The organism is Deinococcus arboris, from assembly GCF_009755355.1.
In the GTDB taxonomy this organism is placed as follows: domain Bacteria; phylum Deinococcota; class Deinococci; order Deinococcales; family Deinococcaceae; genus Deinococcus; species Deinococcus betulae.
Genome location: NZ_WQLB01000004.1, coordinates 26,848 through 51,290 on the forward strand (window position 1 = coordinate 26,848; position 24,443 = coordinate 51,290).

Below are 24,443 nucleotides of genomic sequence, written 5' to 3' on the forward strand. Positions count from 1 at the left end.
GAGAGGGATAAGGCCGAATCTCAAAAGCTCCTCAGGTGCCTCCCAACTCTGTCAGGCCGCCAGCTAAGGTGCCAGCACCTTCCAGCCTCAACAGACAGGCGGCCAGCCGAAAAGGCCAACCGCCTGAAACTGACAGAGGCCGCGTCCCCAACCTAGCCGTCCATCAGCTTGGGCAGCATCCGCACCCAGTTGACATCGGGCCAGCGGCCCAGAAAAGCCAGCGCCTCGGGACTTAGACCCTGATCCAGTTCAATGGCCAGCAGGGCCTGGCCGCCGCGGGTCTGGCGGGTGCAGGTCAGCGTGGCGATGTTCACGCCGTCAGCGGCGACTGTGCTGGCAATGCGGGCAATCATGCCCACCGCGTCGGTGTAGCGCAGGAGCACGGTGGGACTGGCGCCACTAAAATTGACACCCAGCCCCTGCACCTGCGTCACCTGAATCACGCCGCCGCCCGTCGAGCTGCCCTGCACGGTGACTTCCTGCGTATCGCCGCGCACGTCCAGCCGGGCCGTGTTGGGGTGAACGTCGCCCAGGTCGGTGTCCTGAAACTCGAAGGCGAAGCCCGCCGCCTGGGCGTCTTCAAAGGCGTGGGGCAGACGCTCGTCATCGGGCCGCTCACCTAGCAGCCCGGCAATCAGGGCCAGATGGGTGCCGTGACCGCGCCCGGTCTTGGCGAAGGAGGCATGCAGGCCAATCTGCGCCTGGCGGGGCGCCTCACCCAGCAGGTGGTGCGCGACCAGGCCCAGGCGGCAGGCGCCCGCCGTGTGGCTGCTGCTCGGCCCAATCATGACGGGGCCAATCATGTCAAGAAGGGACATGGCGCCATCATACGAAGTGGCGCGGGGTGGCCGCCGCCTCAGATTCGGCGGGCCAGGACAGCCCATGCGAAAGGACCTAGTCAAAGCGCAGAGCCGCCCAGCAAGTCTGCCCTGGCGGCTCTACACAGGCACCCGAACCTGCGGTCAATCTGAAGTGTTGGCGCCGCTAATGGGTGTCAGGTTCTCCCGCAGCTCCTCGAGTTTCTCGTCCAGATTGGCGTTGGGGTCCAGGCCGTTGGCGTCCGCGTTGCCAGTGGCGCCCTGCATGCCGTCCTCAATGACGTCCTGCTGGTCGGTGTCCTCGTGGGCGCGGATATCGTTGTCCGTCTTGTCGGTCATGCGCCCAGGGTGGCGCGGCGCCGGGGCTGCCGGATGGGACGGGTTGAAAGAGACCTTTATCGGGGATGGTCTGACGACACCTGATACGTACTTCTGTTTGGCACGCCACCACATCGAGATGACTACCCTGCAAAATGTAGTCAGAGTGCGCCAGGACCCATCAGATGAGTGGAGAAGTAGGTCCTAGAGGCTGCCAAGAACAGGTTTGAAGTTGGCGGTCGTGACTTCGCAACGAGCAGAATGGGTCGGTGACGCGCCGAGGGTACCCCAGTGACGTCGATGACGACACGTATTTCTTTCTGCTCCCGTATCTGCTGCTGAGTCCCGAGGACGCGAGGCGACGGAAATATCCCATTCGAGACGTGCTGAACGCCCTGCTCTGGGTCGCGCGCACTGGCGCGCAGTGGGCGTATTTGCCCCATGACTTCCCACCGGCGGAGACGGTGCGCCAACAGGCGCACCGCTGGTTTGAGGCCGCGTGCTTTCAGAGCGCGGCGCATGATCTGCGGATTCTGTCCCGCGTGGAGAAGGGACGGAACGGGGCGCCAAGCGCGATCATCATTGACAGTCGCACCTTGCACAGCACACCAGAGAGCGGCCACCGTGCCGGGTTTGATGGTGCGAAGAAACGCAAAGGCACCACAGTCCATCTGGCCGTCGACACCCTGGGGCATGTCCTCGCGGTGCTCACCACACCAGCCAATGAGCAAGACCGGGCACAGGTCTTTGACCTGTGCCTAGACGTGCAGGAAGCCACAGGTGTGACGGTCCAAATCGCCTTCGCCGATCAGGGCTACACCGGCACCCAGACCGCTTTGGACGCCACACAAGCGGGTGTTGAGTTGGTCGTGGTCAAACGACCCGAAGCGACCAAGGGGTTCATTCTGCTGCCGAAACGCTGGGTCGTTGAGCGCTCACTGGCCTGGTTGGCGCGCTTCAGACGCCTCGGACGTGACCTGGAACGCTTGCCCACCACCCTGGTCGGCTTCCACGTCCTCGCCGCCTGCATTCTGCTCTGCAACAACTTGAAGCCCCTTGTTGCATAACGTTCTTGGCACCCTCTAGAGAGGTTCTGGCAATTTAATGACTCGTGTTACTCTATTTTATACCCCTGTGACACAATAAAGTATATTTTCCAGTGGCATAATAAATCTGATAGTTAGGTAGTATCAAGCTTATAAATCTTTTTGCTTGCAAGGTTATAAGACTCTTATTTCAGATAACGCTGGATTAGATAATCAGAATTGTCTTAGGAGCGACAGACAGGGGGTGCTGCATTCCTTATGATGTCAATGAATGAAAGGAAGTCACCGATTCCTGCAGAGACCTGTAAGGCGCTCCCGCCAATAATTTCACAGTTCTGATAGCGATAAATCCGTTTAATCATAACCCACTTTCCTCAGATCTAAATTTCTTAGATGCTGTAAGCAATGCAAAAGGTATTCCCAAGATAGCTATACTTACACCAATATCTCCGAAAAAATAATACATAATATATGAAATTCCAATATAGGAAATAGTGAAAATTACTGTAAATATAGCTTTATTCATTAAATTTCCTTACTGTGCCTCACAGGCATCAACTGATAGTTGCCTGATCAACGGTTGTGGCAAGTGGTTCGGGTAGCGTGACACGATATTGAGCGGCCGGAAGCTTCCTGGTTATCGGTTCCCTGGCTACTCTTCAAAACGGGTAATAAGCAACAGAAAGTCGTCTCCTGTACGGTGTTTCCGCGATGAAACGTTCCGGAAGTCGACCTCCCCACAATACCTTGCAGACCGCGTTGCGGTTTACCTTTCTCTTAGATGCCCACCGCCTCGTCGTTTTTACGGCGCTGCTTCTGGCCGTCATTCAAGCTCGTATAGTCGTCTTGTACATCCTCAAAACGCATTTCGCCCTGCCAGGCACATTGACGACCCGTTACCAACGGCTCTGCCCTTTCGTGCAGTTTCCTGTTCCTGAGTGGACCGCCCTGGGGTCAGGCTGGGGTCACGCTGGGTTCTGCTTTCAGGGCGGCCGCCAGCGACTCTAGGCTGGTGGCCGGGTGGGCCAGCGCCGCGCGGGCCAGCGGCAGGCGCACAAGGTTGGGAAACTGGGCAAAGAGGCGCAGCATGGTGCGCGCCAGCGGCCCGGCTGGCGTGTGCGGGTCCAGAAAAGCCTGCCACTGCGCAGGCGGCAGAGCAAAAAAGGTCCCGAAAAAGGTGGGCAGCGCGCCGGGCGGCAGGTTCAGCAGCGCCTGCACCCCCAGCAGATGCGTGCTCCGCGCCGCGCGGCGTTCGGGGGGCCACAGGGCCGCCCAGCCGGCCGCCGCCGGGTCGGTGCCGGCCCGCAGCGCGCCCGCCACCGCCGCCGCGACCCCTGGCGCGTCCTGCAGCGCCCCGGCCACCTGAAAGCCGCTGATGGGATGTACCATGCCGGCCGCCGCGCCGTAGGCCAGCGGCCCCGCAGGCGGAGGCACGGCCGCATTCATGGGAAAGGCCACCCATTCCTCGGCCAGCACCTCGCGCGCGGGGGTGCCCTGCGCCGCCAGGCGGGCATGCAGCCGGCTGCGCAGCCAGGCGCGGGTGGGCGCCGGGCGGGCCACCAGACTGGTTTCCTCTACAAAGTAGCGGTCGCCCCCCAGGTGCATGGCGTACAGAAAGGTCGGCTCGGGGTGCTGGCCGTGGGGCGTGCGGTAGTCCATCCAGACCACCGCGCCGGGCGCACTGGGGGGACGGTCAAACCGGGCCGTGACCCCGTAGGCCGTTTGCAGCGCCGCCCCGCCGGGGTGCTGGGCGGGCCGCAGCGCCGGCTGGTGGCCACTGGCGTCAATCACCACCCGCGCCGTCCACGTCTCGCCGCCCTGGCCGGCCACCTGCCAGCCGGCTGGGGTCTGTTCGGCGGCGCGCACCTGGCCGGCCGTCCAGAGGAGCGCCCCGCCGCGCGCCTGCATGGCCCGCAGCAGCGCCGCATTGTCCAGCAGAGCGTAGGGCCGCAGCAGCGGCGTGGGCTGCGGGCCGGTGTACACGCGCACGTCGCTCCAGACCTGGGCAGCGCAGGCCTGTGCCCAGGGCGGCAGGTCAGCCCACCACGCGCCGTAGGTCGCCGGAAAGGCGCGCGGCGGGTGCGGGGCGACCACGCGCACCGTCAGGTCCTGCCGGCCCAGTTCGGCACCCAGGGCGAGGGCCGCCGGGCCACCGCCAATCACCAAGGCGTCGGTATGGGGGGAGGTGGGCACGGCTGGCAGGGTAGCGCGCCCGGCAGCGCGCAGAGTGTACCGGGTCATGCGGAGAGGCCGTCCGCCCGAACGTGGAGAAACCCTGAATGCCAAGTGTGCCGCCCGACCTGCACGGCGCCCTGGGCGCGCACTAGGCTGCCCTCCATGAGTCGCCCTTTGCTCCTTCGCATGTGGCCCGCCGCCCTGGTTGTGGCGGCCGGTCTGACCCTGGCCGCCTGTTCACCCCAGAACCTGCAAGGCACCCTGAACCGCTCGGTGTCGGTCGTGGGCCTGACCGTCACCCAGAATGTGCGCTACAGCGCCGATACACGCGGCGTCTTTGATGTTTATGCGCCCCAAGACGCTCAGAATGCGCCCGTCGTGCTGTTTATCCACGGCGGGTCGTGGGAAGGCGGCGACAAGGAAGGGCACAAGTTCGTGGGCGAGTCGCTGGCGCGCGCCGGCTATGTCACGGCCGTCATGAATTACCGCCTGGCGCCGAACAACCGCTATCCCACCTACATTCAGGACGCCGCCCAGGCACTGAAGGTGCTGCGTGACCAGGCCAAGACCTACGGCGGACACCCGGACAACCTGTTCGTGATGGGTCACTCGGCCGGGGGCTTTAATGCGGTGGAGGCCGTGGACAATGAACGCTGGCTGCGAGAGGTGGGCGTGCCGGTGTCGGCGGTGCGCGGCGTGATTGGCGTGGCGGGGCCGTACAGTTACGACTTCCGCCAGTTTGCCAGCGCCCGCGCCTTTCCTGAAGGCGCCCTGCCCGACGACGTGATGCCTGACCGCCATGTCCGCCCGGACGCCCCGCCTCACCTGCTGCTGGTGGCCGAAAACGATACGACCGTCTACCCACAAAACGCCGTGAACATGGAAGCGGCCCTCAAACGTGCGGGCGCCCAGGTCACGCGCACGGTGCTGCCGCGCGTCAACCACATCACGGTCATCGCGGCGATGGCCCGGCCCCTGACGTTTCTGGGCGGCACCCGCCAGGCCGTGCTGGACTTTATCGAGGCGCGGCGCCTGAAATAAACAGCGGCACCTGTCGAAAGTGCCGGCGCGAATCTCTCAGGAACGCCACTGAGCTTCAGACCAGCTTTTCCTCCCCGACACCCGGACAGCCGAGGGCTGGCTGTCCGGGTTTTGCGCTTCATCTCCGGGCGCTACAGTGCGGCCATGCGTGTTCCCGCCCTGTGTTTGCTGCTGCTGGCGCCTGCCCTGAGCGGGTGCCGGTACAACTTCGTGCCGCTGATTCCGGCGCAGATTGAAACAGAATTGCCTGCGCGGGTCACGGGCGCGGTGCTGGAACGGGACGGCGAGACCCTGCGCCTAACCGCACAGGTGGACGGCCGGTTTCAGCCGGGCTACCTGAGCGTGGCCTGGTTTAATAGCTCTGAGGCCCTGGGCACCGACAGCGTGTATCTGGACAGTACCCAGCACCGGGCCACCTTTAGCCTGCGCGCCCCGGACAAAGGTGCCTACCGCGCGGTGCTCTCGTTTGGCGGCACCGTGCTGCGGCAGGTCGAGCTGTACGAGGTGCAGCCGTGAAGGTGTGGCGCGGCGTGGTGGAGTGGACAGCGGGCACCCGCGAGCGCCTGGTCTGGCGCGGGGCCGGGCTGGAGCCGCTGCGCACCGAGGCGCGCCCTGCGCCAGTGAATTACGGCTGCCTACCCGGCACCTTCAACCCGGCTGATGGGGCCGAGGTGGACGCCGTGTGGCTGGGCGCGCCCCGGCCAGCCGGGCAGGAGGTCGTGGCGGCGCCTACAGGCCTCCTGCACCTGACCGACGGTGACCACAAGGTCATTTTTGGGGAGAGAGGCAGCGCCGCAGACCTTCAAACGCTGCTGGCCTGGTTCCCGCCAGACCGCGGCGCGCAGGTGCTGGATGCCGGCGAGGCGCAGACGTGGCTGGCGCAGGTGGCTGACCCGGCCGCCCTCACGGCGCGGTAGTCCAGCCCCGCGCCACTTCGGCCAGGCGGCCCGTCACCCACGTCAGGGCTTGACTGCCAGGCCGGGTCACGGCGCTGTGGTCCTCGCGGCTGGAGACAAACCGCTCCAGGCCCGTGCGGGTGCCGTCCAGGCGCACGTTGGGAGCCAGTTCAAACAGGTAATTCACGGGCAGCCCAGCGGTCCGGCTCAGGGTCGGCAGGCGCTTACTTTGCACCTCCAGATTCACGCGCACGTTGGGCCACACCACATCCTTACTGCTGGTGGGGCGCCCCACCACACGCAGGGTGTCGCAGGCTTCCAGGGGCGACACCTCCCCTGCGGCCAAGGTGCGACTCAGGGCGCCAAAGTCACCCGGCCATGCCAGGCAGATGCCGTCCAGGTCAATCTGCACGTCAAAGGGCACAGAGGGATTCACCCGCGTCAGGTGGTGCAGCCAGGCCGACCCCTGCGAGTGGCCCAGCAGCACCACGTGCGGGCGCCCCTCTCCCTTGAGCCAGGTGTTCGAGAGGCGCGTGACATCTGCCTGAAGGGCCGCAAAGCCGCGCTGGGGGGTTCCCACCAGCGATGACGTGAAGCTGGCCAGCGGGTGGCTGGCGTATCCGGCCACCTGCACCCGCAGCCCCTGGTCAGTCAGCGCCTGGGCCACGCGGTCCACTGTGCCGCGCGAGGTCAGGTAATCCCAGTTGTCGCGCGGTGCGGCGCACGGCACGCCGCAGCGCCCCGACACACTCAGCAGCACCACGTCGGGCGCGGAGCCGTCCAGATTGAGGGCCGGGGTCTGGGCCGGGCGCACCGTGAGGCTGGGCGCGCAGCCGGGCAGGACCAGCAAGGCGGCCAGCACCAGGGCAGGAAGACGCAAGGACCACATCTGCCCCAGAGTGTAGAGAACGGTGGTCAGGTGTATTAAGCACCAATTCGGCATTGCTGGCCATCCGACATGACTGCTGGGGTGAGTTTGGAGGCGGCGCAATGGCTCTTCAGACGGGCGCCGACCTACCGCGTGCAGCGACACTGTAAGCCGGGCGCATATAGAGAGCGGCGCCGTCTAGGTGCCGAGCACGGCGTGGGCCAACCGTTGAACTTCCGGCGTATCAACGAAACAAACGGCCTCCGTCTCACTCTGACTGGTGGGCCTCACCCGGTCCTGCCACGCGGTAGAGCTTCACCGGCCGTCCAGCGTGGCCGTACTGGTGTTCCAGCACCGCCTGCCCGCTGCGCACCAGATGTTCCAGGTAGCGCCAGGCGGTGACGCGACTGAGGCCCACCAGTTCGCCCACCTCTTCGGCCGTGACCGGGACAGGTGTGGCGTGAAGGGCGCCCGCGACGCGTTCCAGGGTATGGGGGTCAATGCCGCGCGGCAACGGCACCGGCGCGGGGTGGCCCACGCCCAGCAGGCGGTCCAGGCGCCCTTGATCCAGCCGGGCCCGGCCTGCCGCCGCTCCCAGACGGCGGGCGCGGTGCCGCGCCAGGAGGTCATTCAGGCGCGCGCCCGTAAACGGCTTGATCAGGTAATCAAACGCTCCGTGTGCCAGGGCCAGGCGCACGCTGGCTTCGTCGTCGGCGGCGGTGATCAGGGCCACATCGGTGGTGCGTCCCTGGGTGCGCCAGTGGCGCAGCAGCCCCAGCCCACTGCCGTCCGGCAGGTGCACGTCCAGCAGGATCAGGTCGGGTTGGAGGGCCTGGGCCAGCGCGTCGCCCTGGGCACAGGTGGCGGCGCTGCCCACCACATGCACGTCGGGGTCGCGTTCCAGCAGGTCGCGGTTGACGCGGGCCACGCGCAGGTCGTCCTCAACCAGCAGCACCCGCACTCGGCTCTGGGCCGGCGGATTCATGCGGGCCCCCGCAGCCGCCCGGCCGGAAACGGCAGGCTGAGTTGAAAGACGGTGCGCCCGCCCCGCCGCGTATGCCGCACCACGCCGCCCAGCGCCGCCACCCGCGTCATGACGCCGTGGAGGCCATAGCCGCGGCCCTCGCCCTTGCTGCTCACGCCCTGAGCGTACAGCGTGCCCATCAGGGCCGGGGCCACCCCAGGGCCACTGTCTTCCACCTCCAGCTGCATGCCGTCCGGGTCCTCACCAATCAGGACCGTGACCTGGCCCGGCTGCCCCCCCAAGGCCTCAAAGGCATTTTCGGTGAAGTTGCCCACCGCGCTGACCAGGGTGTCGGCGTGGCGCTCCCACACCGCGCTCAGGGCGCTGCCCTCGGCCACGGCGAAGTCAATGCCCAGTTCCTGCGCCCGCTCCCGCTTGCCCGCCAGCAGGGCCACCAGGCGCGGCACCTGCACGTCGCGCAGCAGCTGACGAAACTGGGCGTCGGCGTGAATTTCAGCGTTCAGGACGCGCAGGGCTTCCTCACCCCGGCCCAGTTGCAACAATCCTGAGAGCACATGCAGGCGGTTCTGGTACTCGTGAGTCTGGGCGCGCAGCACATCCACGAACCCGCGTGCGTGGGTCAGTTCTTCGGCCAGGGCCAGGGCCTCGGCGCGGTCCCGGAAGCCGGCCACAAAGCCGCCGCCCTCCAGCGGTTCCAGATTGACCAACACCGGCTGGCCGCGCAGAGTCAGCTCCAGGTTCTGGGCGCGTTCGGTGGGGCGCCCGGCCGTCACCTGCGCCAGTTCGGGCCACAGCGCCGCCAGCGGGGCGGGGGCGGCCTGACCGCCCAGCAGCACCGCCGCCCGCTCGCTGGTCAGCGTGACCTGGCCGCGCCCATCGGCCGCCAGCACGCCTTCGCGCAGCGCCGCCAGCACCGCGCGCTGCTGCTGGGCCAGCGCCGCGATCTGCTCGGGCTCCAGATTTAAAATCTCGGTGCGCAGCCGCCGCGCCGCCCACACCGCCCCCACCGTGCCTAGGGCCAGCGCCAGCACGAACCACGGCAGCAAGCTGACCAGCGCGTGGCCCACCAGATACCACACCTGCGGCAGTAGGTAGCCGGTGCTGACCACCCCGACTACCTCGCTCCTCGGCACGCCGCCGCGCCATACCGGCACCTTGCCGCGCACACTCAGGCCTAGACTGCCGCGCGCCACACTGACCACCTCGCGTCCGGCAAAGGGTTCGGCGTTGTCCCCGCCTTCCATCGGCTGACCCAATCGCTCGGGCAAAGGGTGGGCTAAGCGCAGACCCGCGCGGTTGCCCACCACGATAAAGTCGGCCCCGGCTTCGTCGCGCAGCACATTGATCTGGTTATTCAGAGCGGCGTTGGGCGTGCCCGCCGCCGCGCCCTGCACCACCAGCGGGAGCCGGGCCACCAAGCGGCTGGCCGTCAGGGCACGCTCGCCCAACCGCTCGCGGGCGGCGCTGTAGAGTTGCGCCGTCTGGATGACCACCAGCAGCGCCGTGAGCCCGCACAGCACCAGCAGGTGCAGCCGCACCAGGCGCCCTTGCAAGGTGGACCGGCGGGCCAGCGTGGACCAGAGGGAACGCGGCATATGTGTGCTCCCGATTGTAGGGCGGGCCCCGCAGCCTCCCCAGCTTTTGTGCATTGCGTTCAGGGGCGTGCATTGCGTGCCCAGCAGGCCGCGCAGCACGCGCAAAAAACCCCTTGAGGCCAGGCCAGAGGCGGCGTAGCGTAAACGTCAACCACAACCCTACGCTCCCCCGCCGCTCAGCAGTGAGCGGCCCTAGCCCCGGAGGCTTTTCATGTCTATCCACCGCACTGTCCTTGCCCTGTCGGCCCTGCTGACTGCCGCCGCTCCCGTGACCGCCCAGGGGGTCAGTAACCTCCGCATCATGGCCCCGGCCAGCCCCGGCGGCGGCTGGGACCAGACCAGCCGCGCCCTGCAAACCGTGATGCAAAACGAGGGCATCGCCAAGCCCGTGCAGGTGTTCAACGTGCCCGGCGCCGGCGGCACCATCGGCCTGGCGCAGCTGTACAACAGCAAGGGGGACGGCGGGCTCCTGATGACCATGGGCCTGGTGATGGTGGGCGCCATTCAGACCAACAGCTCGAAAGTGGACCTGAGCCGCGTGACCCCCATCGCCCGCCTGACCGGCGAATACGAGGTCATCGTGGTGCCGGCCAGCAGCCCCTACAAGACGCTGGGCGACCTGGCCAACGCCTGGAAAGCCACCCCCACCCTGGCCTTTGCGGGCGGCAGCGCGGGCGGCACCGACCACATGCTGGTGGGCCTGTTTGCCAAGGCAGCGGGCGTAGACACCAAGAAGATGAATTACGTGCCGTTTAGCGGCGGCGGCGAAACTCTGGCGGCGGTGCTGGGCAATCAGGTGGCGGCGGGCGTGGCCGGCTACGGCGAGTTCGAGGCGCAGATCAAGGCGGGCCGCCTGCGCGCCCTGGGCATCAGTGCCCCCAAGGCCCAGGCCGGCATTCCGGTGCCCACCATGAAGTCGCAGGGCTTCAACATTGACCTGGCCAACTGGCGCGGCATCGTGGCCCCCCCCGGCCTGACAGGCAGCGAGAAGGCGGCGCTGGTGTCGGCAATGGACAAGCTGCACGCCAGCAAGGAATGGAAAGACACCCTGAAAAGCCGCAACTGGACGGACCTGTACATGAGCGGCAGCAAGTTCGACGTGTTCCTGAAGCTGGAAGCCAGCCGCACCCGCGAGCTGCTCAAAGACATCGGCCTGGTCAAGTAATCCCCCACAGGCCAGCAGTGCCCAGGGCGGAGGCGCGAACGGTCGCCTTCGCCCTTCGCTTGGCTGGTGACCCGGCGACCGCGCCCACACAGCTTTCTTCTCCCCTCCCCGAGGTGCCCCGTATGACCGATCTGCCTCCGCCTTCTCCGGCCCGCGCGGCCCCCAGTGTGCCTGACCTGTTGGTGGCACTGGGCGTGCTGCTGCTCGGCGGGCTGCTCCTGTGGGGCACCCTCCAGATTCCGTTTGGCATCAATGCCGTCATTGGGCCGCGCGCCTTTCCTTTCATCGTCAGCGTGGGCCTGCTGGGCCTGGGCGCCGCCCTGCTGGCTGCCGTGCTGCGCGGCCACCGCGCCGAACCCGCCGCCGAGGAAGACACCGACCCGGACGCTCCGGTGGACCTGCGCCAGCCCGCCCTGATTCTGGGCGGCTTCGTGCTGGGGGCGCTGGTGCTGCAGCCCCTGGGCTTCGTACTGGGCACGGCGCTGATGTACGTCAGCGTGGGGGCCGCGTTCGGCGAGCGCCGCTGGCCGCTGCTGGTCGGCGTGGGGCTGGCCGTGGCGCTGGTGACCTACGTGGTCTTTACCCGGGGCCTGGGCCTGACCCTGCCGCCTGGGGTCCTGCGGGGGGTGCTGTAAATGGACGCCATTCAGTCGCTGCTGGCCGGCTTCGACACCGCCCTGACCCCCATGAATCTGCTGTGGGCGCTGATCGGCGTAACGCTGGGCACGCTGGTGGGGGTGCTGCCCGGCATCGGGCCCGCGCTGACCGTGGCGCTGCTGCTGCCGGTAACGGCCAAACTGCCGCCGGTCAGCGCTTTCATCATGTTTGCGGGCATCTACTACGGCGGCATGTTTGGGGGCAGCACCACCTCGATTTTGCTGAATACCCCTGGCGAAAGCAGTTCCATCATTACGGCGCTGGAAGGCAACAAAATGGCCCGCAAGGGCCGCGCCGCCGCCGCGCTGGCCACCGCCGCCATCGGCTCGTTTATTGCAGGCACGATTGGCACGGTGCTACTGACCTTCGCCGCGCCGGCTATTGCCGACATCGCAGTACAGATTCCGCCGGGCGCTAAATTTGCCCTGATTCTGCTGGCCTTCGTGACCATCAGTGCCACTTTTGGCGGCTCGCCCCTGCGAGGCCTGATCAGCCTGCTGTTCGGCCTGACCATTGGCCTTGTCGGCACCGACCTGCAAAGCGGTCAGGCCCGCTTCACCCTGGGCTTTCCCGAATTGCTGGACGGCATCGAATTCGTGACGGTGGTCATCGGCCTGTTCGCCGTGGGCGAAACGCTTTATGTGGCCAGCCGCCTGCGCAAAGGCGGGGCCAATGTCATCAAGCTGGCCGGCAACGCCCGCATGAACCGCGAGGACTGGCGCCGCTCCTGGAAACCCTGGCTGCGCGGCACGGCGCTGGGCTTTCCTTTCGGCGCGGTGCCCGCTGGCGGCGCCGAGATTCCCACCTTCCTGTCCTATACCTTGGAGAAGAAGCTCAGCAAACACCCCGAGGAATTTGGACAGGGCGCCATTGAGGGCGTGGCCGGTCCCGAAGCCGCCAACAACGCCGCCGCCGCCGGTGTGCTGGTGCCGCTGCTGACCCTGGGGCTGCCGACCAGCGCCACCGCCGCCATTCTGCTGGCCGCCTTTCAACAGTACGGGCTGCAGCCTGGGCCGCTGCTGTTCATCACGAACACCGACCTGGTCTGGGGCCTGATCGCCAGCCTGTATATCGGCAACGTGATGCTGCTGGCGCTGAACCTGCCGCTGGCGCCAGTCTGGGCGCGGCTGCTGCTCATTCCACGCCCGTTCCTGTACGCCGCCATTCTGGTGTTCTCGACGGTGGGCGTCTATTCGCTGAATAACTCGGTGTTTGACCTGTACCTGCTGGCCCTGTTCGGGGTCATCGGCTACGGCATGCGCCGCTTTGACTTTCCGGTCACGCCCGCCATCATCGGCGTCGTGTTGGGGCCAGCCGCCGAGAGCCTGTTCCGCACCGCCATGCAGCAGAGCAGCGGCGACGTGGGCGCGCTGCTACGCCAACCGCTGACGGCTTTCCTCCTGCTGGTGGTGCTGGCTGCGCTGGTGGTGCCGCAGGTCCTGAAGGTGCGCGCCCGTCGCCGAAGCGCCCAGCCCTGAGCCTCAACAGCACAGCGCCCCCGGCCTCTTCGCCGGGGGCGCGTCTTATTGAGGATTTACTGCTTAGCTTCCGTGTAGCGGCGGGCCACTTCGTCCCAGTTCACGACGCTCCAGAAGGCTTTCAGGTAGTCGGGGCGCTTGTTCTGGTAGTTGAGGTAGTAGGCGTGTTCCCACACATCCACGCCCAGGATCGGGGTGCCGCCTACACCGGCAACGGCCTCGCCCATCAAGGGATTGTCCTGGTTGGCAGTGGAGACAACAGCCAGCGAGCCGTTCTGCACGACCAGCCACGCCCAGCCTGAGCCGAAGCGGGTCTTGGCGGCGTCCTCAAACTTTTCCTTGAAGGCGTCGTAGGAGCCGAAAGCCGCGTTGATGGCTTCGAGCAGTTCGCCGCTCGGCTGGCCTGTGCCCTGCGGGCCCATGACCGTCCAGAACAGGCTGTGGTTGGCGTGGCCGCCCGCGTTGTTGCGCAGGACGGTCTTCTTGTCGGCGGGCACCTGATCCAGCTTCTGAATCAGGTCTTCGACGGGCAGGTCAGCCAAGTCGCTGCCTTCCAGCGCCTTGTTGGCGTTATCCACGTAGGTCTGGTGGTGCTTGGTGTGGTGAATCTCCATCGTGCGGGTGTCGATGTGAGGCTCCAGGGCGTCGTAGGCGTAGGGCAGCTTGGGCAGTTCGTAAGCCATGATGATGCTCCTTTCAGGCCAGGGGCACAGGCGCGGCAGGGTGCAGCGCGCCTTACCTTCAGGCGACCGGCCAGTATCTTACGCGCCTCAGCCCAGGGGCATACCGCTCCGCCCACTTAAGCTGAGCTTCATCTGGGCCTGGGCTGCCGGGGGAAATGCCGCTGGAAATCCACCGGTAGGCAACGCATGATCCCTGCTGCCAAGCGGCAAATGCTCTAGCATGGTGGCTGATGCGTTCTCCGCTGCCCCGCGCCGTTCTTAACCGCCTGGAAACCGGGCGGCTCGTGGTGCTGAGTGTGCTGCTGGGCGCACTGGTGGGCGGCCTGAGTATCGTGCTGCGCCTGCTGCTGGATTTTCTGGTGGGGTTGGGCACCCGCGTGACCGACTACGCGCCGCCGGGCACCACTGGCGAGGGCGGCCTGATGATGGCGTTTGGCACCGGCCACCCCTGGGGCCTGCTGGCCCTGCCGGTCCTGGGTGCGCTGTGTGCGTGGCTGATCCCTGCTCGCCACGGTGACCCCCTGACCCAGCTGGTGGGCGGTTACCACGCGCGCGGCCAGTGGCCCCCGCTGGGCATGCAGCTGCGCACCCTGGCCGGCACACTGCTGGGCTACGGCGGCGGGCTGATGGTGGGCCGCGACGCCGCCTACACCATGACCGGGCAGCTGGGCGCAGGGCTGATGGCGCGCGTAACCCGCCTGGACGCCGTGGAACTGCGGACCCTGACCCTGGCCGGCGGCGCGGCGGCGCTGGGCGCCGTGCTGCACGCGCCTCTGGCCGCAGCGGTGCTGGTCGCCGAGGTGCTGTACCGCCGCTTCGAATTCGAGTTTGAAGTGGTGATGCCCTGCGTGCTGGCGGCCGTGGCGGGCACAGCGGTGTATGGCCTGGCCTTTGGTTTTACCCCGCTGCTGAGCCTGCCCGACGTGCAGGTGCCCGCTGCGCCGCAGTTGCCGGCCTTCTTGTTGGTCGCGCTGGCGGCCACGGCGCTGGGGTGGGGGTCTCTGCTGGCCTGCCGCGTGCTGCCCGAGCGCTGGACCGACGGCCCCCTGCGCCCGGTGATAGGCGCCGCGTTTGGGGGCCTGACCGCCGCCATCGCCCTGTACAGCACGCCCGCCGTGCTGGGCGACGGCAGCGGCTGGATGCAGCTGGGCGCCGCTGGCTTTCTGGGCAGCGAGGCCGCCGGACACGGCGCCTGGCGCTGGCTGCTGCTCGCCCTGGGCGCGCGCATTGCGCTGGGGGGCGGTGTGCTGCCGTCAGTGGCGGTGGGCGGCCTGGTGGGCACGGGGTTGGGCAGCCTGCTGGGCATCGACACGGCCGTGGCCTGCCTGGTGGGCGCGGTGGCCTTCCTGACGGTCACGCTCAATGTGCCGCTGGCGGCCGGTCTGCTGGCCGTCACCTGGGGCGGCGAAACGCTCTTGCCGCTGGCCCTGGTCGCCAGTGGGCTGGCCCATACCCTCAGCGGCACCAGCGGACTGGTGCCCAGCCAGCTGAACGCCCGGCGCGACAGCCCGGTCCACTCGTCGGGCCCGGCCTGGCTGCCCGACACGGTGCGCTTCCGGGCGCGGCGGGCACCCGCTGCTGCCAGCCCCGCCGCCGTGCCCTACGACGCCCCCGAGGCCGCGCTGGAGGGGGCCGACGTGCTGCCCGCCCCCTCCAGCGAGCGAGAGCTGTACCGCCGCGCTGTGCCGGCCAGCTGGGGCGGCGCGCGGCTTCAGGTGGTCAGCCTGCCGCCCGGCGTCGAGATCGTGGGGGTGGTACGTGACGGCACCGTGCGCCTGCCCCGCCCCGCCCTGCGCCTGACCCCCACCGACGAACTGGTGTTCCTGGCCCGGCCCGACGCTTACGCTGCGCTGGAAGGCATCTTGCGGCTGCCGGGGGCGTAAGGGGAGTGGGTTGTGGGGAGGAGAGAGTGGGAAAAGCGGGAGGCTGGGTCAAGACAGGGCGCCCCAAGCACCAGACCAGAGGGCAAAGGGCGGCCTTCTATTCAGAGAACTCGGCAGCGGCGCTGGTGGCCCTCATGGGGTCTCATCTGTCTGCATGGTGCAGCCCCAGTGCGCCCTCCACTTACCACTGCCCACTCTCTTTTCCTACCGCTGGCGCAGTCCGCGCAGCAGAGTAAAACCCAGAACATCCAGCACCACCAGCATCAGCACCGACCCCAGGGCGTTCAGCCATTCACCGCGCCCCAGCTGCAAAATGGCGCTGCTCAGGCCGCCCAGGTTGACGCTGAGCAGCACCAGCACCACGAGGCCAATCAGCATGGCGGCAATTGAGAGATGGGCGGCTTCACAGCCTTTACTGTAAGCGCACAATAGGCAGCGTGCCGCGTTCCCTGCTGCTCCTCCTCGGCTGCGCCGCTCTGCTGACGGGATGCATGCCGGCCGTTCTTGGCCCCGACATGAACGCCTTGACCCTGCAGCCAGCCGGCGCCGCCTGGACTGCCCAGGATGTGCTGACCGACTCGGCGCTGCCGGCGGCGCAGGTGCTGCCGCTGCTAGAGGCCGCCCAGCGTGCCCCCGTGGGCAGCCTGATCGTGGCCTGTCAACGCAAGGGCAACGTGTACGGGCAGTGCACCCACATCACCCGCAAACTGAGCGAGCACGACTTGACCGAGGAAACCGGGCTGCTGGGGCTAGGGGCGACCCTGCGCCCGCTGGAGAGCCTGAGCCGGCGCGACCTGATTTTTGTGCTGGACAGCGGTGTGCGGGCCGCTCACCTGCCAGCCCTGCAGGCCGAAGTCCAGCGCCTGCGCGGCGCCCCCTACCAGTTGAACGGTCAGCTGGACGCCTTTGACTGCGCCACCTATCAGAACGCCTTGCAACGTGCCGCCGGCCTGCCTGACGCGGTGCCCCTGGACCCCCGCTGGCAGGCCCACCTGCCGCTGGGGGCGCTGACTGTTTCGACCAACACCCTGCTGTGGGTGGGCGTGCGGGAGGGCCTGCTGCCCCTGCCCTGACGCCGGGGGCCTTACTGGACACCGCGCCCCGCCCCCAAACAGGCGCGTGTTAGCCTCGGACCCGTGATTGACCGTTACCTGACCCCAGAAATGAAGGCGCTGTGGAGCGAAGCCAGCAAGTACCGCGCCTGGCTTCGCGTAGAACTGGCCGCCATGCAGGCGCAGGCCCGTCACGGCGAGGTGCCCCAGAGCGCCTATGACGCCCTCTCAGCCCAGAGTGAGGCCGACCCGCTGGACGAGGCCTTCGCGCAGAAGGTGGCCGAGATTGAGGCGGTGACCCGCCACGACATCGTGGCGTTCACCCGCGCCCTGACCGAGCGCTACGGCGAAGATGCACGTTTTATCCACCACGGCCTGACCAGCACCGATGTGGTGGACACCGCCCAGAACCTGCTGCTGGATGAGGCTCTGGGCCTGATCATCACAGACACCGAGGCGCTGCGCGAGGTCTGCCGGACCCAGGCTGTCGCCCACAAGCACACCCCCACCGTGGGCCGTACCCACGGCATTCACGCCGAGCCCATGACGTTTGGCCTGAAGTTCCTGAACTGGATGGCCACCCTGGACCGCGACCTGGAGCGGCTGCAGGCGGCGCGGGGACGCGTGCAGGTGGTCATGCTGTCGGGATCGGTGGGCACCTACGCCCACGTCTCGCCGCGCATTGAGGAAGAGGTGGCGCAGGGCTGGGGCTGGCAGGCCGCGCCCGTCACCAACCAGACCCTGGCCCGTGACCGCCACGCCGAGGTCCTGAGCGCCCTGGCGATTCTGGGCACCACGCTGGAACGGATTGCGGTGGAGGTGCGCCACCTGCAGCGCAGTGAAGTGCGCGAGGCGATGGAGCCGTTCGGCAAGGGCCAGACCGGCAGTTCCTCCATGCCGCACAAGAAAAACCCCATCCTGACCGAGAACGTCACCGGCTTTGCCCGCCTGCTGCGCGGCTTCCTGGCCACCGGGCTGGAAAACGTGGCCCTGTGGCACGAACGCGACATCAGCCACTCCAGCGCCGAGCGCGTCATTCTGCCCGACGCCACAGCGGCCGCCAGCTACGCCACACGCCGCCTGACGGGCGTGCTGCGTGACCTCGTGGTGTTCCCCGAGCGGATGCTGCGCAACCTGAATGACCTGGGCGGCCTGGTGTTCAGCCAGCGCGTGCTACACGCTCTGATTGACGACCAGGGCATGTCGCGTGAGGCGGCCTACAGCCTGGTGCAGCGGAATGCCCTGCACAGCTGGGAAACCGGCGAGGGTCTGCGCGACCTGCTGAAGGCCGACCCAGAAAATCCCCTGAGCGACGCTGACCTGGACGCTGCCTTTGACCTGCAGTGGTACTTGCGGCACGTGGACGACATTTACGCCCGTTTCGGGCTGTAAGCCAGACGCCACCTTCATCGCCAGCACCAATCATATAGGACCATTAACCGAGTGCCGGGCATAAAATGGGTCTCTTTTGGCTGGTGGGCGTGACAGCTGGCAGGTCATCACAGGGAGCCGTCAGACAGGGGCCGGAAGCATACGTCCGGCCCCTGCGGCTTTGGGCACCCCGAGCAAGAACCGGCGAACTGATACAGATTCTTCTGGGCTTCACCCCAGATGGACACCCCACCGCCAGATTTTGCACAACACCTGACGCAGACCCTCTCCTCTCATTGCCTGCTTGTGAGGCAACTCTCGGCCCAACGCCTTGACGCCAACAGGGTAGGCCAGGGCCGTGCCCTCACAGCACCCCCGTCCCTTATGCTGCCCGTATGGGATTCGTGGTTCGGCTGCTCGTCAATGCCCTCGCGCTGTACCTGCTGACACGGGTGTATAGCGGCGTCAGCTTTGCGCCCGGTGCAGACGCGGTCAGCGTGCTGATTGCCGCTGCCGTGATGGGCATTGTGAACGCGCTGGTGCGCCCGGTCCTGCTGCTGCTGTCGCTGCCCGTAAATGTCCTGACGCTGGGCCTGTTCACGCTGGTGGTCAACGGGATTGTGCTGTGGCTGGTGGCCGCCGCTACCGCCCTGAATGTGGCGGGGTTTGGCGCCGCAGTCGTGGGCGCCCTGATTCTCACGGTGATTGCCTGGGTACTGGACGCCATTCTGGGGGCCCTGGGCCTGGACGGCGGCCATGAGTAACGCGGTCAGCCCCTCGCCGCAGGTGGTGGCCACGGCCGCCGACCTGCGGGCTGCTCTGGGCGGCGGCCCGGTGGCCCTGGTGCCCACGATGGGCTACTTGCATGACGGCCACGCGGCCCTGATCCGTGAGGCCCGGCGCCTGGTCCCCGGCGGCCGGGTGGCTGTCAGCATCTTCGTCAACCCCATGCAGTTTGGGCCGGCCGAGGACCTGAGCCGGTATCCGCGTGATCTGGAGCGCGACCTGCGGGTGGCCGCAGAAGCTGGGGCTGACGTGATCTTTCACCCCACCCCCGAGACCATCTATCCAGCGGGCTTTGCCACGCAGGTCAGTGTGTCGGGGGTCAGTGGCGGCCTGGACGGCGCCGCGCGGCCGGGACACTTTACCGGGGTGGCCACGGTCGTCCTCAAGCTCCTGAATCTTGTGCGGCCAGAGCACGCCCTCTTCGGAGAAAAAGACTGGCAACAGCTGGCGGTCATCCGGCGCATGGTGACAGACCTGAACGTGCCCGTGCAGATTCATGGCGTCCCCACCGTCCGCGCCGAATCGGGCCTGGCCCTGAGCAGCCGCAACAGCTACCTCAGCGCCGAGCAGCAGGAACGGGCCGTCCTTCTGTCGCGGGCGCTGCGGGCGGTGCAGGCGGCCTATGACGGCGGCGAGCGGCGCACCGCCGCCCTGGAAGCCGCCGGACACGCCGTGCTGGCCCAGGATTCAGAGGCCGTGCCCGACTACCTGAGTGTCGTGGACGGTGACATGGCCGTCAGGGAAATCGTGGACAATAGTCCCATGAACCGCGTCCTCGTAGCGGCCCGGATGTTCGGGGTGCGCCTCATTGACAACATGCCCCTGAGCGCCCAGCCGCCGCTGGCACAGGCAGGGCGCGCGTGACCCTGGACGAACTCCTCCGCGAGATGGTGACGCGCCGGGCCTCGGACGTGCATTTGCAGGCGGGCAGTCCGCCGATGGGCCGGATTGACGGCCAGCTGGTGCCGTTTGGCACCCAGCCGCTGATGCCCCCCGACACGCAGCTGCTGGCCCAGGCCCTGATGACCCCCGACCAGTGGGACGACTTTACCTACCGCAACGAACTAGACCTGGCCTACAGCGTCTCGGGGCTGGGCCGCTTCCGCTGCAACGTGTTCCGGCAGCGCGGCGCGGTGGGCATGGTCATGCGCATTGTGTCCGACGCCATTCCGGGCTTCGAGGCGCTGGGCCTCCCCGCCGACGTGCTGCGCCGACTGGCCGACCACTCGCGCGGGCTGATTCTGGTTACTGGCCCCACCGGCAGCGGCAAGACCACCACCCTCTCCAGTCTGGTGGACCACGTCAACCGCACCTACGCCTACAACATCATTACCGTCGAAGACCCCATCGAGATTCTGCACAAGAACAAGAAAAGCATCGTGGTTCAGCGCGAGGTCGGCAGCGATACCCGCGACTTCCGCACCGCCCTGAAGTACGCCATGCGCCAGGACCCCGACGTGATCATGATCGGCGAGATGCGTGACAAGGAAACCGTGGAAGCAGCGCTCTCGGCGTCGCAGACTGGTCACTTGGTTCTGAGCACTCTGCACACTCAGGACGCCGTGCGCAGCGTCAACCGCATCATTGATTTCTTCCCGCCCTACGAGCGCGACCAGGTGCGCCTGCAACTGGCCGAGTCGTTGGTGGGCATCATCAGCCAGCGCCTCCTGCGCCGCGCCGACGGCGTGGGGCGCGTGCTGGGGCTGGAGATCATGCTCAATACCCCCCTGATTCAGGACTACATCAAGGACGAGGACAAGACGCCCCTGATCAAGGACGCCCTGATTGAAGACAACATCCGGGGCATGCACACCTTCGACCAGCATCTGGTGCAGCTCTACCGCAACACCCTGATCACGATGGACGAAGCGCTGGCCGCCGCGACCAGCCCGCACGAGGTCAAACTGATGGTCACGCGGGCGGGCACAGCGTACTGAGTGCCAGCTGACCTGAACTACACCTATAGCGGTCTGACAGAAGAGGAGAAACGCGCTTGCCGCGTATGTGGCCTGCTGGACCCCCCGCCCTACTTCCCCTATGGAGAGGACGGCTTCAGCTGGGATTTCGATATCTGTGACTGCTGCGGCGTCATGCATGGCTACGAGGACATCACGGTGGAAGGGGCCAGGGCCTACCGTCAGCAGTGGCTGGCAGCCGGCGGGGTGTGGCAACATCCCAGTTCTCAGCCCCCTCCTGAACAGTGGGACTTACAGCAGCAGCTGAGCCATATTCCAACGCCTTTCAAATAAAGATGCCGGGCGGGCCAGAGAACAGTCCAACTTGGCCTATGCTGGCCCGCCTCATTTCTACCTGCTGAAAGCGCGCCCGCATTCCCCTGCCTGTCTGTTTTCCCTCCATGATTGCGCTTTCAAGGCGTGGTAAGCTGCCGGTGTCAGCGCGGCGTCAGTGGAAGCAATTGGATTCTCGTTACCGTACCCCGGTTACCCGAAGTCCGTCCTCTCCTTCTTATTTAGGAGCAGGCCGCGTCCCCATTCACGGGTAAGAGCAGGGGCGTAGAAAGGTAGGCACCCACATGGCAGATGTTGTTCTGGAGCACATCAACAAGCGCTACGGCACCAAGCACCACGCGGTCAAGGACTTTAACCTGCATATTCAGGACCGCGAATTTATGGTGTTCGTGGGGCCGTCCGGCTGCGGCAAGTCCACCACCCTGCGCATGATCGCGGGCCTGGAGGACATCAGCGAGGGCGTGCTGAAAATCGGCGACCGCGTGGTCAACGACGTGCCGCCCAAGGACCGCGACATCGCCATGGTCTTTCAGAACTACGCGCTGTATCCGCACATGAACGTGTACGAGAACATGGCCTTTGGCCTGAAGCTGCGCAAGACCCCCAAAGCCGAAATTGACAAGCGTGTGCGCGAGGCCGCCCGCATTCTGCAAATTGAGCACCTGCTGGGCCGCAAGCCCAAGGAGCTGTCGGGTGGTCAGCGCCAGCGCGTGGCCATGGGCCGCGCCATCGTGCGTGAGCCGAAAGTGTTCCTGATGGACGAGCCGCTGTCCAACCTGGACGCCAAACTGCGCGTCGAGATGCGCTCGCAGATTTCGCAGCTGCACCGCCGCCTGGGCGCCACGATTGTGTACGTGACCCACGATCAGGTGGAGGCCATGACGCTGGGCAACCGCATTGTGGTCATGCGCGACGGCGTGATTATGCAGGTGGACACGCCCATGAACCTCTACGACTTCCCGCAGAACAAGTTCGTGGCCGGCTTTATCGGCAGCCCCTCCATGAACTTCCTGTCGGGCAAGGTGCAGAACGGCGAATTTGTGATTGGCGACAGCCGCGTGGCCTCCATGGGCCGCCTGGCCCAGAGCCTCAAGCCCTACGAGGGCAAAGACGTGATGATGGGCATTCGCCCGGAACACCTGGGCATGGTCGGCATGACCGACTTGCCGCGCGGCACCAACGTCCTGCGCGGTCAGGTGGTCGTGGTGGAGCCGCTGGGCGCCCAGACGGACCTGATTATCGAGGTGGCGGGCCAGAACATCACCGCGAAGGTCGAGGGGCAGGCCAACGTGCTGCCTGGCGACATGATTGAGCTGGTGGTAGACCAGACCCGCCTGCACGCCTTTGACCCCAGCACCGAAATGGCCATTGACCGGGGCACCCCGGCGGGCACGCGCGGTCAGGCCGACACCCCCGGCCTGGGCTACGAGTACGCGCCCCAGATGACCGCCAGCACTGCCTGAACATTTTCTGTATGCCAGCGCGCCGCCCTGACCATCAGGGCGGCGCGCTCCTGACTGGGTCTCCTCCACCCGCTTCAGGAATGCTTTAGAATCGGCGCACCCACGACCAGACGCCGCTGCGCCCCCACGCGGGCCGGGGCGGCGCCGACTCAGAAGGAGTTTTCATGAAAAAGACCTTGCTGTCTCTCGCGGCCCTGACCCTCCTCGCTTCTGGTGCCCAGGCCCGCACCTGGGACGCCATCCGGCAGTCCGGCACCATTAAAATTGCCACCGAAGGCGCCTTCCCGCCCTTCAATGTCCTGAAGGGCAAGGAGCTGACTGGTTTTGAAGTCGAACTGGCCAACGAACTCGCCAAGCAGATGGGCCTGAAGGTCCAGTGGGTGACCCAGCCGTTTGACAACCTGCTGATCGGCCTGCAGCAGGACCGCTACGACTTCGTGATTGCCAGCCACGGCATCACGCCGCAACGCGCTAAGGCTGTGGACTTTACCAATCCGCACTACTGCACGGGCGGCGCCATCGTGGCCAAGCCCGGCGGGCCCAAGACCGCCGCCGACCTGGTGGGCAAGACAGTGGCCGTGCAGGTGGGCACCACCTACCTGGACAACGTGCGCAAGGTTCAGGGCGTGAAAGAAGTCAAGACCTTCCCCAAGGACACGGACGCCCAGGCCGCATTGATGGCGGGCCGCGTGGACGCCTGGGTGGGCGACAAGTTCACGGGGCTGGACCTCGTGAAAGCCCAGAAGGGCAAGGTCGTGGCGGGCGAGCTGCTGTTTAACGAGCGCATCGGGATGGCGGTCAAGAAAGGCAATGCCAGCCTGCTCAAAGAGCTGAACGCCGCGCTGGCCAAATCGCTGAGCAGCGGCAGCTACGCCAAGATTAGCGGCAAATACTTCAACACCGACGTGCGCTGTAAGAACTGAGCGCAGGGAGGAACGTGCGGCCTTTCCAGTTTGGAGGGGCCGCGCCTTTTTGGCGCCCTGGCCCTGTATCATCTTCGCAAATGCAAGTGAATGTACTGTTGCTGGCCCTGTGGCCTGAAAGCGGGGCGCGGTGACGGCCAGCCGCCCCAAACCGCTAGGCGGCGCGGCGCTGGTGGGCTGGAGTGTGCTGGCCGCCGCCGCTTTCCTGCTGCTGTTTTTCGTGATTACGCTGGTGCTGCGCCAGATGCCCGACCCCATTGGGCCGCGCGCCGACCTGTTTGTGGAAGGCGCGCGCATGACCCTGCAACTGACCCTGGTCAGCGGCCTGATTGGTCTGGGCGTGGGCCTGATTGCTGGGATTCAGAAAACCAGCAGCCTGTGGTGGGTGCGCGCGCCGGCCAACCTGTTCGTGTGGCTGGTGCGCGGCACGCCGCTGCTGGTGCAGATTCTCTTTGTCTACAACGCGCTGCCACCGCTGCTTCAGGGCATCGGCATCAACGTGCAGCTCAATGAGTTCTGGTCGGCGGTCATCGCGCTGGCCCTGAATGTGGGCGCCTACAACGCCGAGGTCATTCGCGCAGGCATTCTGGCTATTCCACGCGGCCAGAGCGAGGCGGCGCGGAGCCTCGGGCTCAGCAGCGGCCAGACCATGACCACGGTGGTGCTGCCCCAGGCGCTGCGGGTTGTGGTGCCGCCGCTGGTCAATAACCTCGTGGCCCTGCTCAAGGATTCCTCGCTGGCTTCCACGATTGCCCTGCTGGAACTGACCCTGGCCGGCTCCCGCGTCAGCAGCGAGAGTTTCCAGCCTATTCCGGTACTGACCACCGTAGCCGCCGTTTACCTGGCCCTGACCACCGTCATGACCCTCTTCACCGACCAACTGGAAAAGCGCGTCAAGATCGCTTCGAGATAAGGAAGACAGAGGAGCAGCGCACCCGAGGAAGGTGCGCTGCTTCTATCTTTGACGGACTCCGATTGAATCCAGCGTTTT

Annotated in this window: 25 protein-coding genes and 1 pseudogene; 18 read left to right on the plus strand and 8 right to left on the minus strand. The window is 66.5% G+C overall.

Annotated features, from left to right (window positions below; translation table 11 throughout):
* Positions 1 to 152 precede the first annotated feature (152 nt).
* Together sdaAB and GO986_RS04275 are read right to left on the minus strand one after the other, a co-directional pair.
* Positions 153 to 818: an L-serine ammonia-lyase, iron-sulfur-dependent subunit beta gene (sdaAB, locus tag GO986_RS04270; protein WP_157458045.1), complete on the minus strand. Its 666-nt coding sequence runs from the start codon at positions 816 to 818 to the stop codon at positions 153 to 155.
* A 144-nt stretch (positions 819 to 962) separates the two neighbouring features.
* Entirely contained in the window at positions 963 to 1,157 is a 195-nt protein-coding gene (locus GO986_RS04275) for a hypothetical protein (protein ID WP_157458046.1), read from the minus strand.
* A 248-nt stretch (positions 1,158 to 1,405) separates the two neighbouring features.
* Here GO986_RS04275 and GO986_RS04280 point away from each other — a divergent pair, with 248 nt between their 5' ends.
* Together GO986_RS04280 and GO986_RS22810 are read left to right on the plus strand one after the other, a co-directional pair.
* Positions 1,406 to 2,203 carry an IS5 family transposase gene (locus GO986_RS04280; protein ID WP_369409135.1) on the plus strand — a complete coding sequence of 266 codons (798 nt, stop codon included), beginning with the start codon at positions 1,406 to 1,408 and terminating at the stop codon, positions 2,201 to 2,203.
* 690 nt (positions 2,204 to 2,893) lie between these two features.
* Positions 2,894 to 3,121 (plus strand): annotated as a pseudogene (locus GO986_RS22810) (IS4 family transposase); the annotation flags it as partial.
* Between the two features lie 15 nt (positions 3,122 to 3,136).
* On the opposite strand, the gene GO986_RS04285 reads toward GO986_RS22810, so the two are convergent.
* On the minus strand, positions 3,137 to 4,423 hold the full coding sequence (locus tag GO986_RS04285; RefSeq protein WP_157458047.1) for a lycopene cyclase family protein: 1,287 nt from the start codon (positions 4,421 to 4,423) through the stop codon (positions 3,137 to 3,139).
* Between the two features lie 96 nt (positions 4,424 to 4,519).
* Here GO986_RS04285 and GO986_RS04290 point away from each other — a divergent pair, with 96 nt between their 5' ends.
* The 3 genes from GO986_RS04290 (at position 4,520) to GO986_RS04300 (ending at position 6,315) form a co-directional block, all read left to right on the plus strand.
* Entirely contained in the window at positions 4,520 to 5,398 is an 879-nt protein-coding gene (locus GO986_RS04290) for an alpha/beta hydrolase (RefSeq protein ID WP_157458048.1), read from the plus strand.
* Between the two features lie 144 nt (positions 5,399 to 5,542).
* Positions 5,543 to 5,914 (plus strand): immunoglobulin domain-containing protein, encoded by a 372-nt coding sequence (locus tag GO986_RS04295; RefSeq protein WP_157458049.1) that lies wholly within the window; start codon positions 5,543 to 5,545, stop codon positions 5,912 to 5,914.
* The gene (locus GO986_RS04300; protein ID WP_369409136.1) at positions 5,911 to 6,315 is read left to right on the plus strand and encodes an inorganic pyrophosphatase; all 405 of its coding nucleotides are present in this window, start codon (positions 5,911 to 5,913) and stop codon (positions 6,313 to 6,315) included. Before GO986_RS04295 ends, GO986_RS04300 begins: the two co-directional genes overlap by 4 nt.
* Here the strand turns inward: GO986_RS04300 and GO986_RS04305 are convergent.
* The 3 genes from GO986_RS04305 to GO986_RS04315 form a co-directional block, all read right to left on the minus strand.
* Entirely contained in the window at positions 6,302 to 7,174 is an 873-nt protein-coding gene (locus tag GO986_RS04305) for a hypothetical protein (RefSeq protein WP_232337408.1), read from the minus strand. The genes GO986_RS04300 and GO986_RS04305 overlap by 14 nt on opposite strands.
* A 256-nt stretch (positions 7,175 to 7,430) precedes the next feature.
* Entirely contained in the window at positions 7,431 to 8,147 is a 717-nt protein-coding gene (locus GO986_RS04310) for a response regulator (protein ID WP_157458051.1), read from the minus strand.
* Positions 8,144 to 9,742, minus strand: coding sequence for an ATP-binding protein (locus GO986_RS04315; protein WP_157458052.1), 1,599 nt, complete (start codon positions 9,740 to 9,742; stop codon positions 8,144 to 8,146). The genes GO986_RS04310 and GO986_RS04315 overlap by 4 nt, the downstream gene beginning before the upstream one ends.
* Before the next feature lie 211 nt (positions 9,743 to 9,953).
* On the opposite strand from GO986_RS04315, the gene GO986_RS04320 reads away from it, so the two are divergent.
* The 3 genes from GO986_RS04320 (at position 9,954) to GO986_RS04330 (ending at position 13,042) form a co-directional block, all read left to right on the plus strand.
* A complete protein-coding gene (locus GO986_RS04320) occupies positions 9,954 to 10,907 on the plus strand; it encodes a Bug family tripartite tricarboxylate transporter substrate binding protein (protein WP_157458053.1) in 954 nt (317 codons plus the stop codon).
* Positions 10,908 to 11,029: 122 nt separating this feature from the next.
* Positions 11,030 to 11,542, plus strand: a complete 513-nt coding sequence (locus GO986_RS04325) for a tripartite tricarboxylate transporter TctB family protein (RefSeq protein WP_157458054.1) — start codon at positions 11,030 to 11,032, stop codon at positions 11,540 to 11,542.
* Positions 11,543 to 13,042 (plus strand): tripartite tricarboxylate transporter permease, encoded by a 1,500-nt coding sequence (locus tag GO986_RS04330; RefSeq protein ID WP_157458055.1) that lies wholly within the window; start codon positions 11,543 to 11,545, stop codon positions 13,040 to 13,042.
* A 56-nt stretch (positions 13,043 to 13,098) separates the two neighbouring features.
* Here GO986_RS04330 and sodA read toward each other — a convergent pair whose 3' ends face one another.
* On the minus strand, positions 13,099 to 13,725 hold the full coding sequence (gene sodA, locus GO986_RS04335) for a superoxide dismutase [Mn] (RefSeq protein ID WP_157458056.1): 627 nt from the start codon (positions 13,723 to 13,725) through the stop codon (positions 13,099 to 13,101).
* A gap of 230 nt (positions 13,726 to 13,955) precedes the next feature.
* Here sodA and GO986_RS04340 point away from each other — a divergent pair, with 230 nt between their 5' ends.
* On the plus strand, positions 13,956 to 15,608 hold the full coding sequence (locus GO986_RS04340; protein ID WP_157458057.1) for a chloride channel protein: 1,653 nt from the start codon (positions 13,956 to 13,958) through the stop codon (positions 15,606 to 15,608).
* A 204-nt stretch (positions 15,609 to 15,812) separates the two neighbouring features.
* On the opposite strand, the gene GO986_RS22525 is transcribed toward GO986_RS04340, so the two are convergent.
* A complete protein-coding gene (locus tag GO986_RS22525) occupies positions 15,813 to 15,986 on the minus strand; it encodes a hypothetical protein (RefSeq protein WP_198170395.1) in 174 nt (57 codons plus the stop codon).
* Positions 15,987 to 16,045: 59 nt separating this feature from the next.
* On the opposite strand from GO986_RS22525, the gene GO986_RS04345 reads away from it, so the two are divergent.
* From GO986_RS04345 to GO986_RS04385, 9 genes are all read left to right on the plus strand, one after another.
* On the plus strand, positions 16,046 to 16,681 hold the full coding sequence (locus tag GO986_RS04345) for a hypothetical protein (protein ID WP_157458058.1): 636 nt from the start codon (positions 16,046 to 16,048) through the stop codon (positions 16,679 to 16,681).
* Positions 16,682 to 16,744: 63 nt separating this feature from the next.
* Positions 16,745 to 18,052, plus strand: coding sequence for an adenylosuccinate lyase (purB, locus tag GO986_RS04350; protein WP_369409137.1), 1,308 nt, complete (start codon positions 16,745 to 16,747; stop codon positions 18,050 to 18,052).
* Between the two features lie 374 nt (positions 18,053 to 18,426).
* Positions 18,427 to 18,795: a phage holin family protein gene (locus GO986_RS04355; RefSeq protein WP_157458059.1), complete on the plus strand. Its 369-nt coding sequence runs from the start codon at positions 18,427 to 18,429 to the stop codon at positions 18,793 to 18,795.
* Positions 18,788 to 19,681, plus strand: a complete 894-nt coding sequence (panC, locus tag GO986_RS04360; RefSeq protein WP_157458060.1) for a pantoate--beta-alanine ligase — start codon at positions 18,788 to 18,790, stop codon at positions 19,679 to 19,681. The genes GO986_RS04355 and panC overlap by 8 nt, the downstream gene beginning before the upstream one ends.
* Positions 19,678 to 20,754, plus strand: a complete 1,077-nt coding sequence (locus tag GO986_RS04365; protein ID WP_224571591.1) for a type IV pilus twitching motility protein PilT — start codon at positions 19,678 to 19,680, stop codon at positions 20,752 to 20,754. Before panC ends, GO986_RS04365 begins: the two co-directional genes overlap by 4 nt.
* Positions 20,755 to 21,066 carry a hypothetical protein gene (locus tag GO986_RS04370; protein ID WP_198170396.1) on the plus strand — a complete coding sequence of 104 codons (312 nt, stop codon included), beginning with the start codon at positions 20,755 to 20,757 and terminating at the stop codon, positions 21,064 to 21,066.
* Between the two features lie 284 nt (positions 21,067 to 21,350).
* A complete protein-coding gene (locus GO986_RS04375) occupies positions 21,351 to 22,529 on the plus strand; it encodes an ABC transporter ATP-binding protein (RefSeq protein WP_157458061.1) in 1,179 nt (392 codons plus the stop codon).
* 164 nt (positions 22,530 to 22,693) lie between these two features.
* Positions 22,694 to 23,452 (plus strand): ABC transporter substrate-binding protein, encoded by a 759-nt coding sequence (locus GO986_RS04380; RefSeq protein WP_157458062.1) that lies wholly within the window; start codon positions 22,694 to 22,696, stop codon positions 23,450 to 23,452.
* Positions 23,453 to 23,582: 130 nt separating this feature from the next.
* Positions 23,583 to 24,365, plus strand: coding sequence for an amino acid ABC transporter permease (locus tag GO986_RS04385; protein ID WP_369409138.1), 783 nt, complete (start codon positions 23,583 to 23,585; stop codon positions 24,363 to 24,365).
* The last annotated feature ends 78 nt before the right edge of the window (positions 24,366 to 24,443 follow it).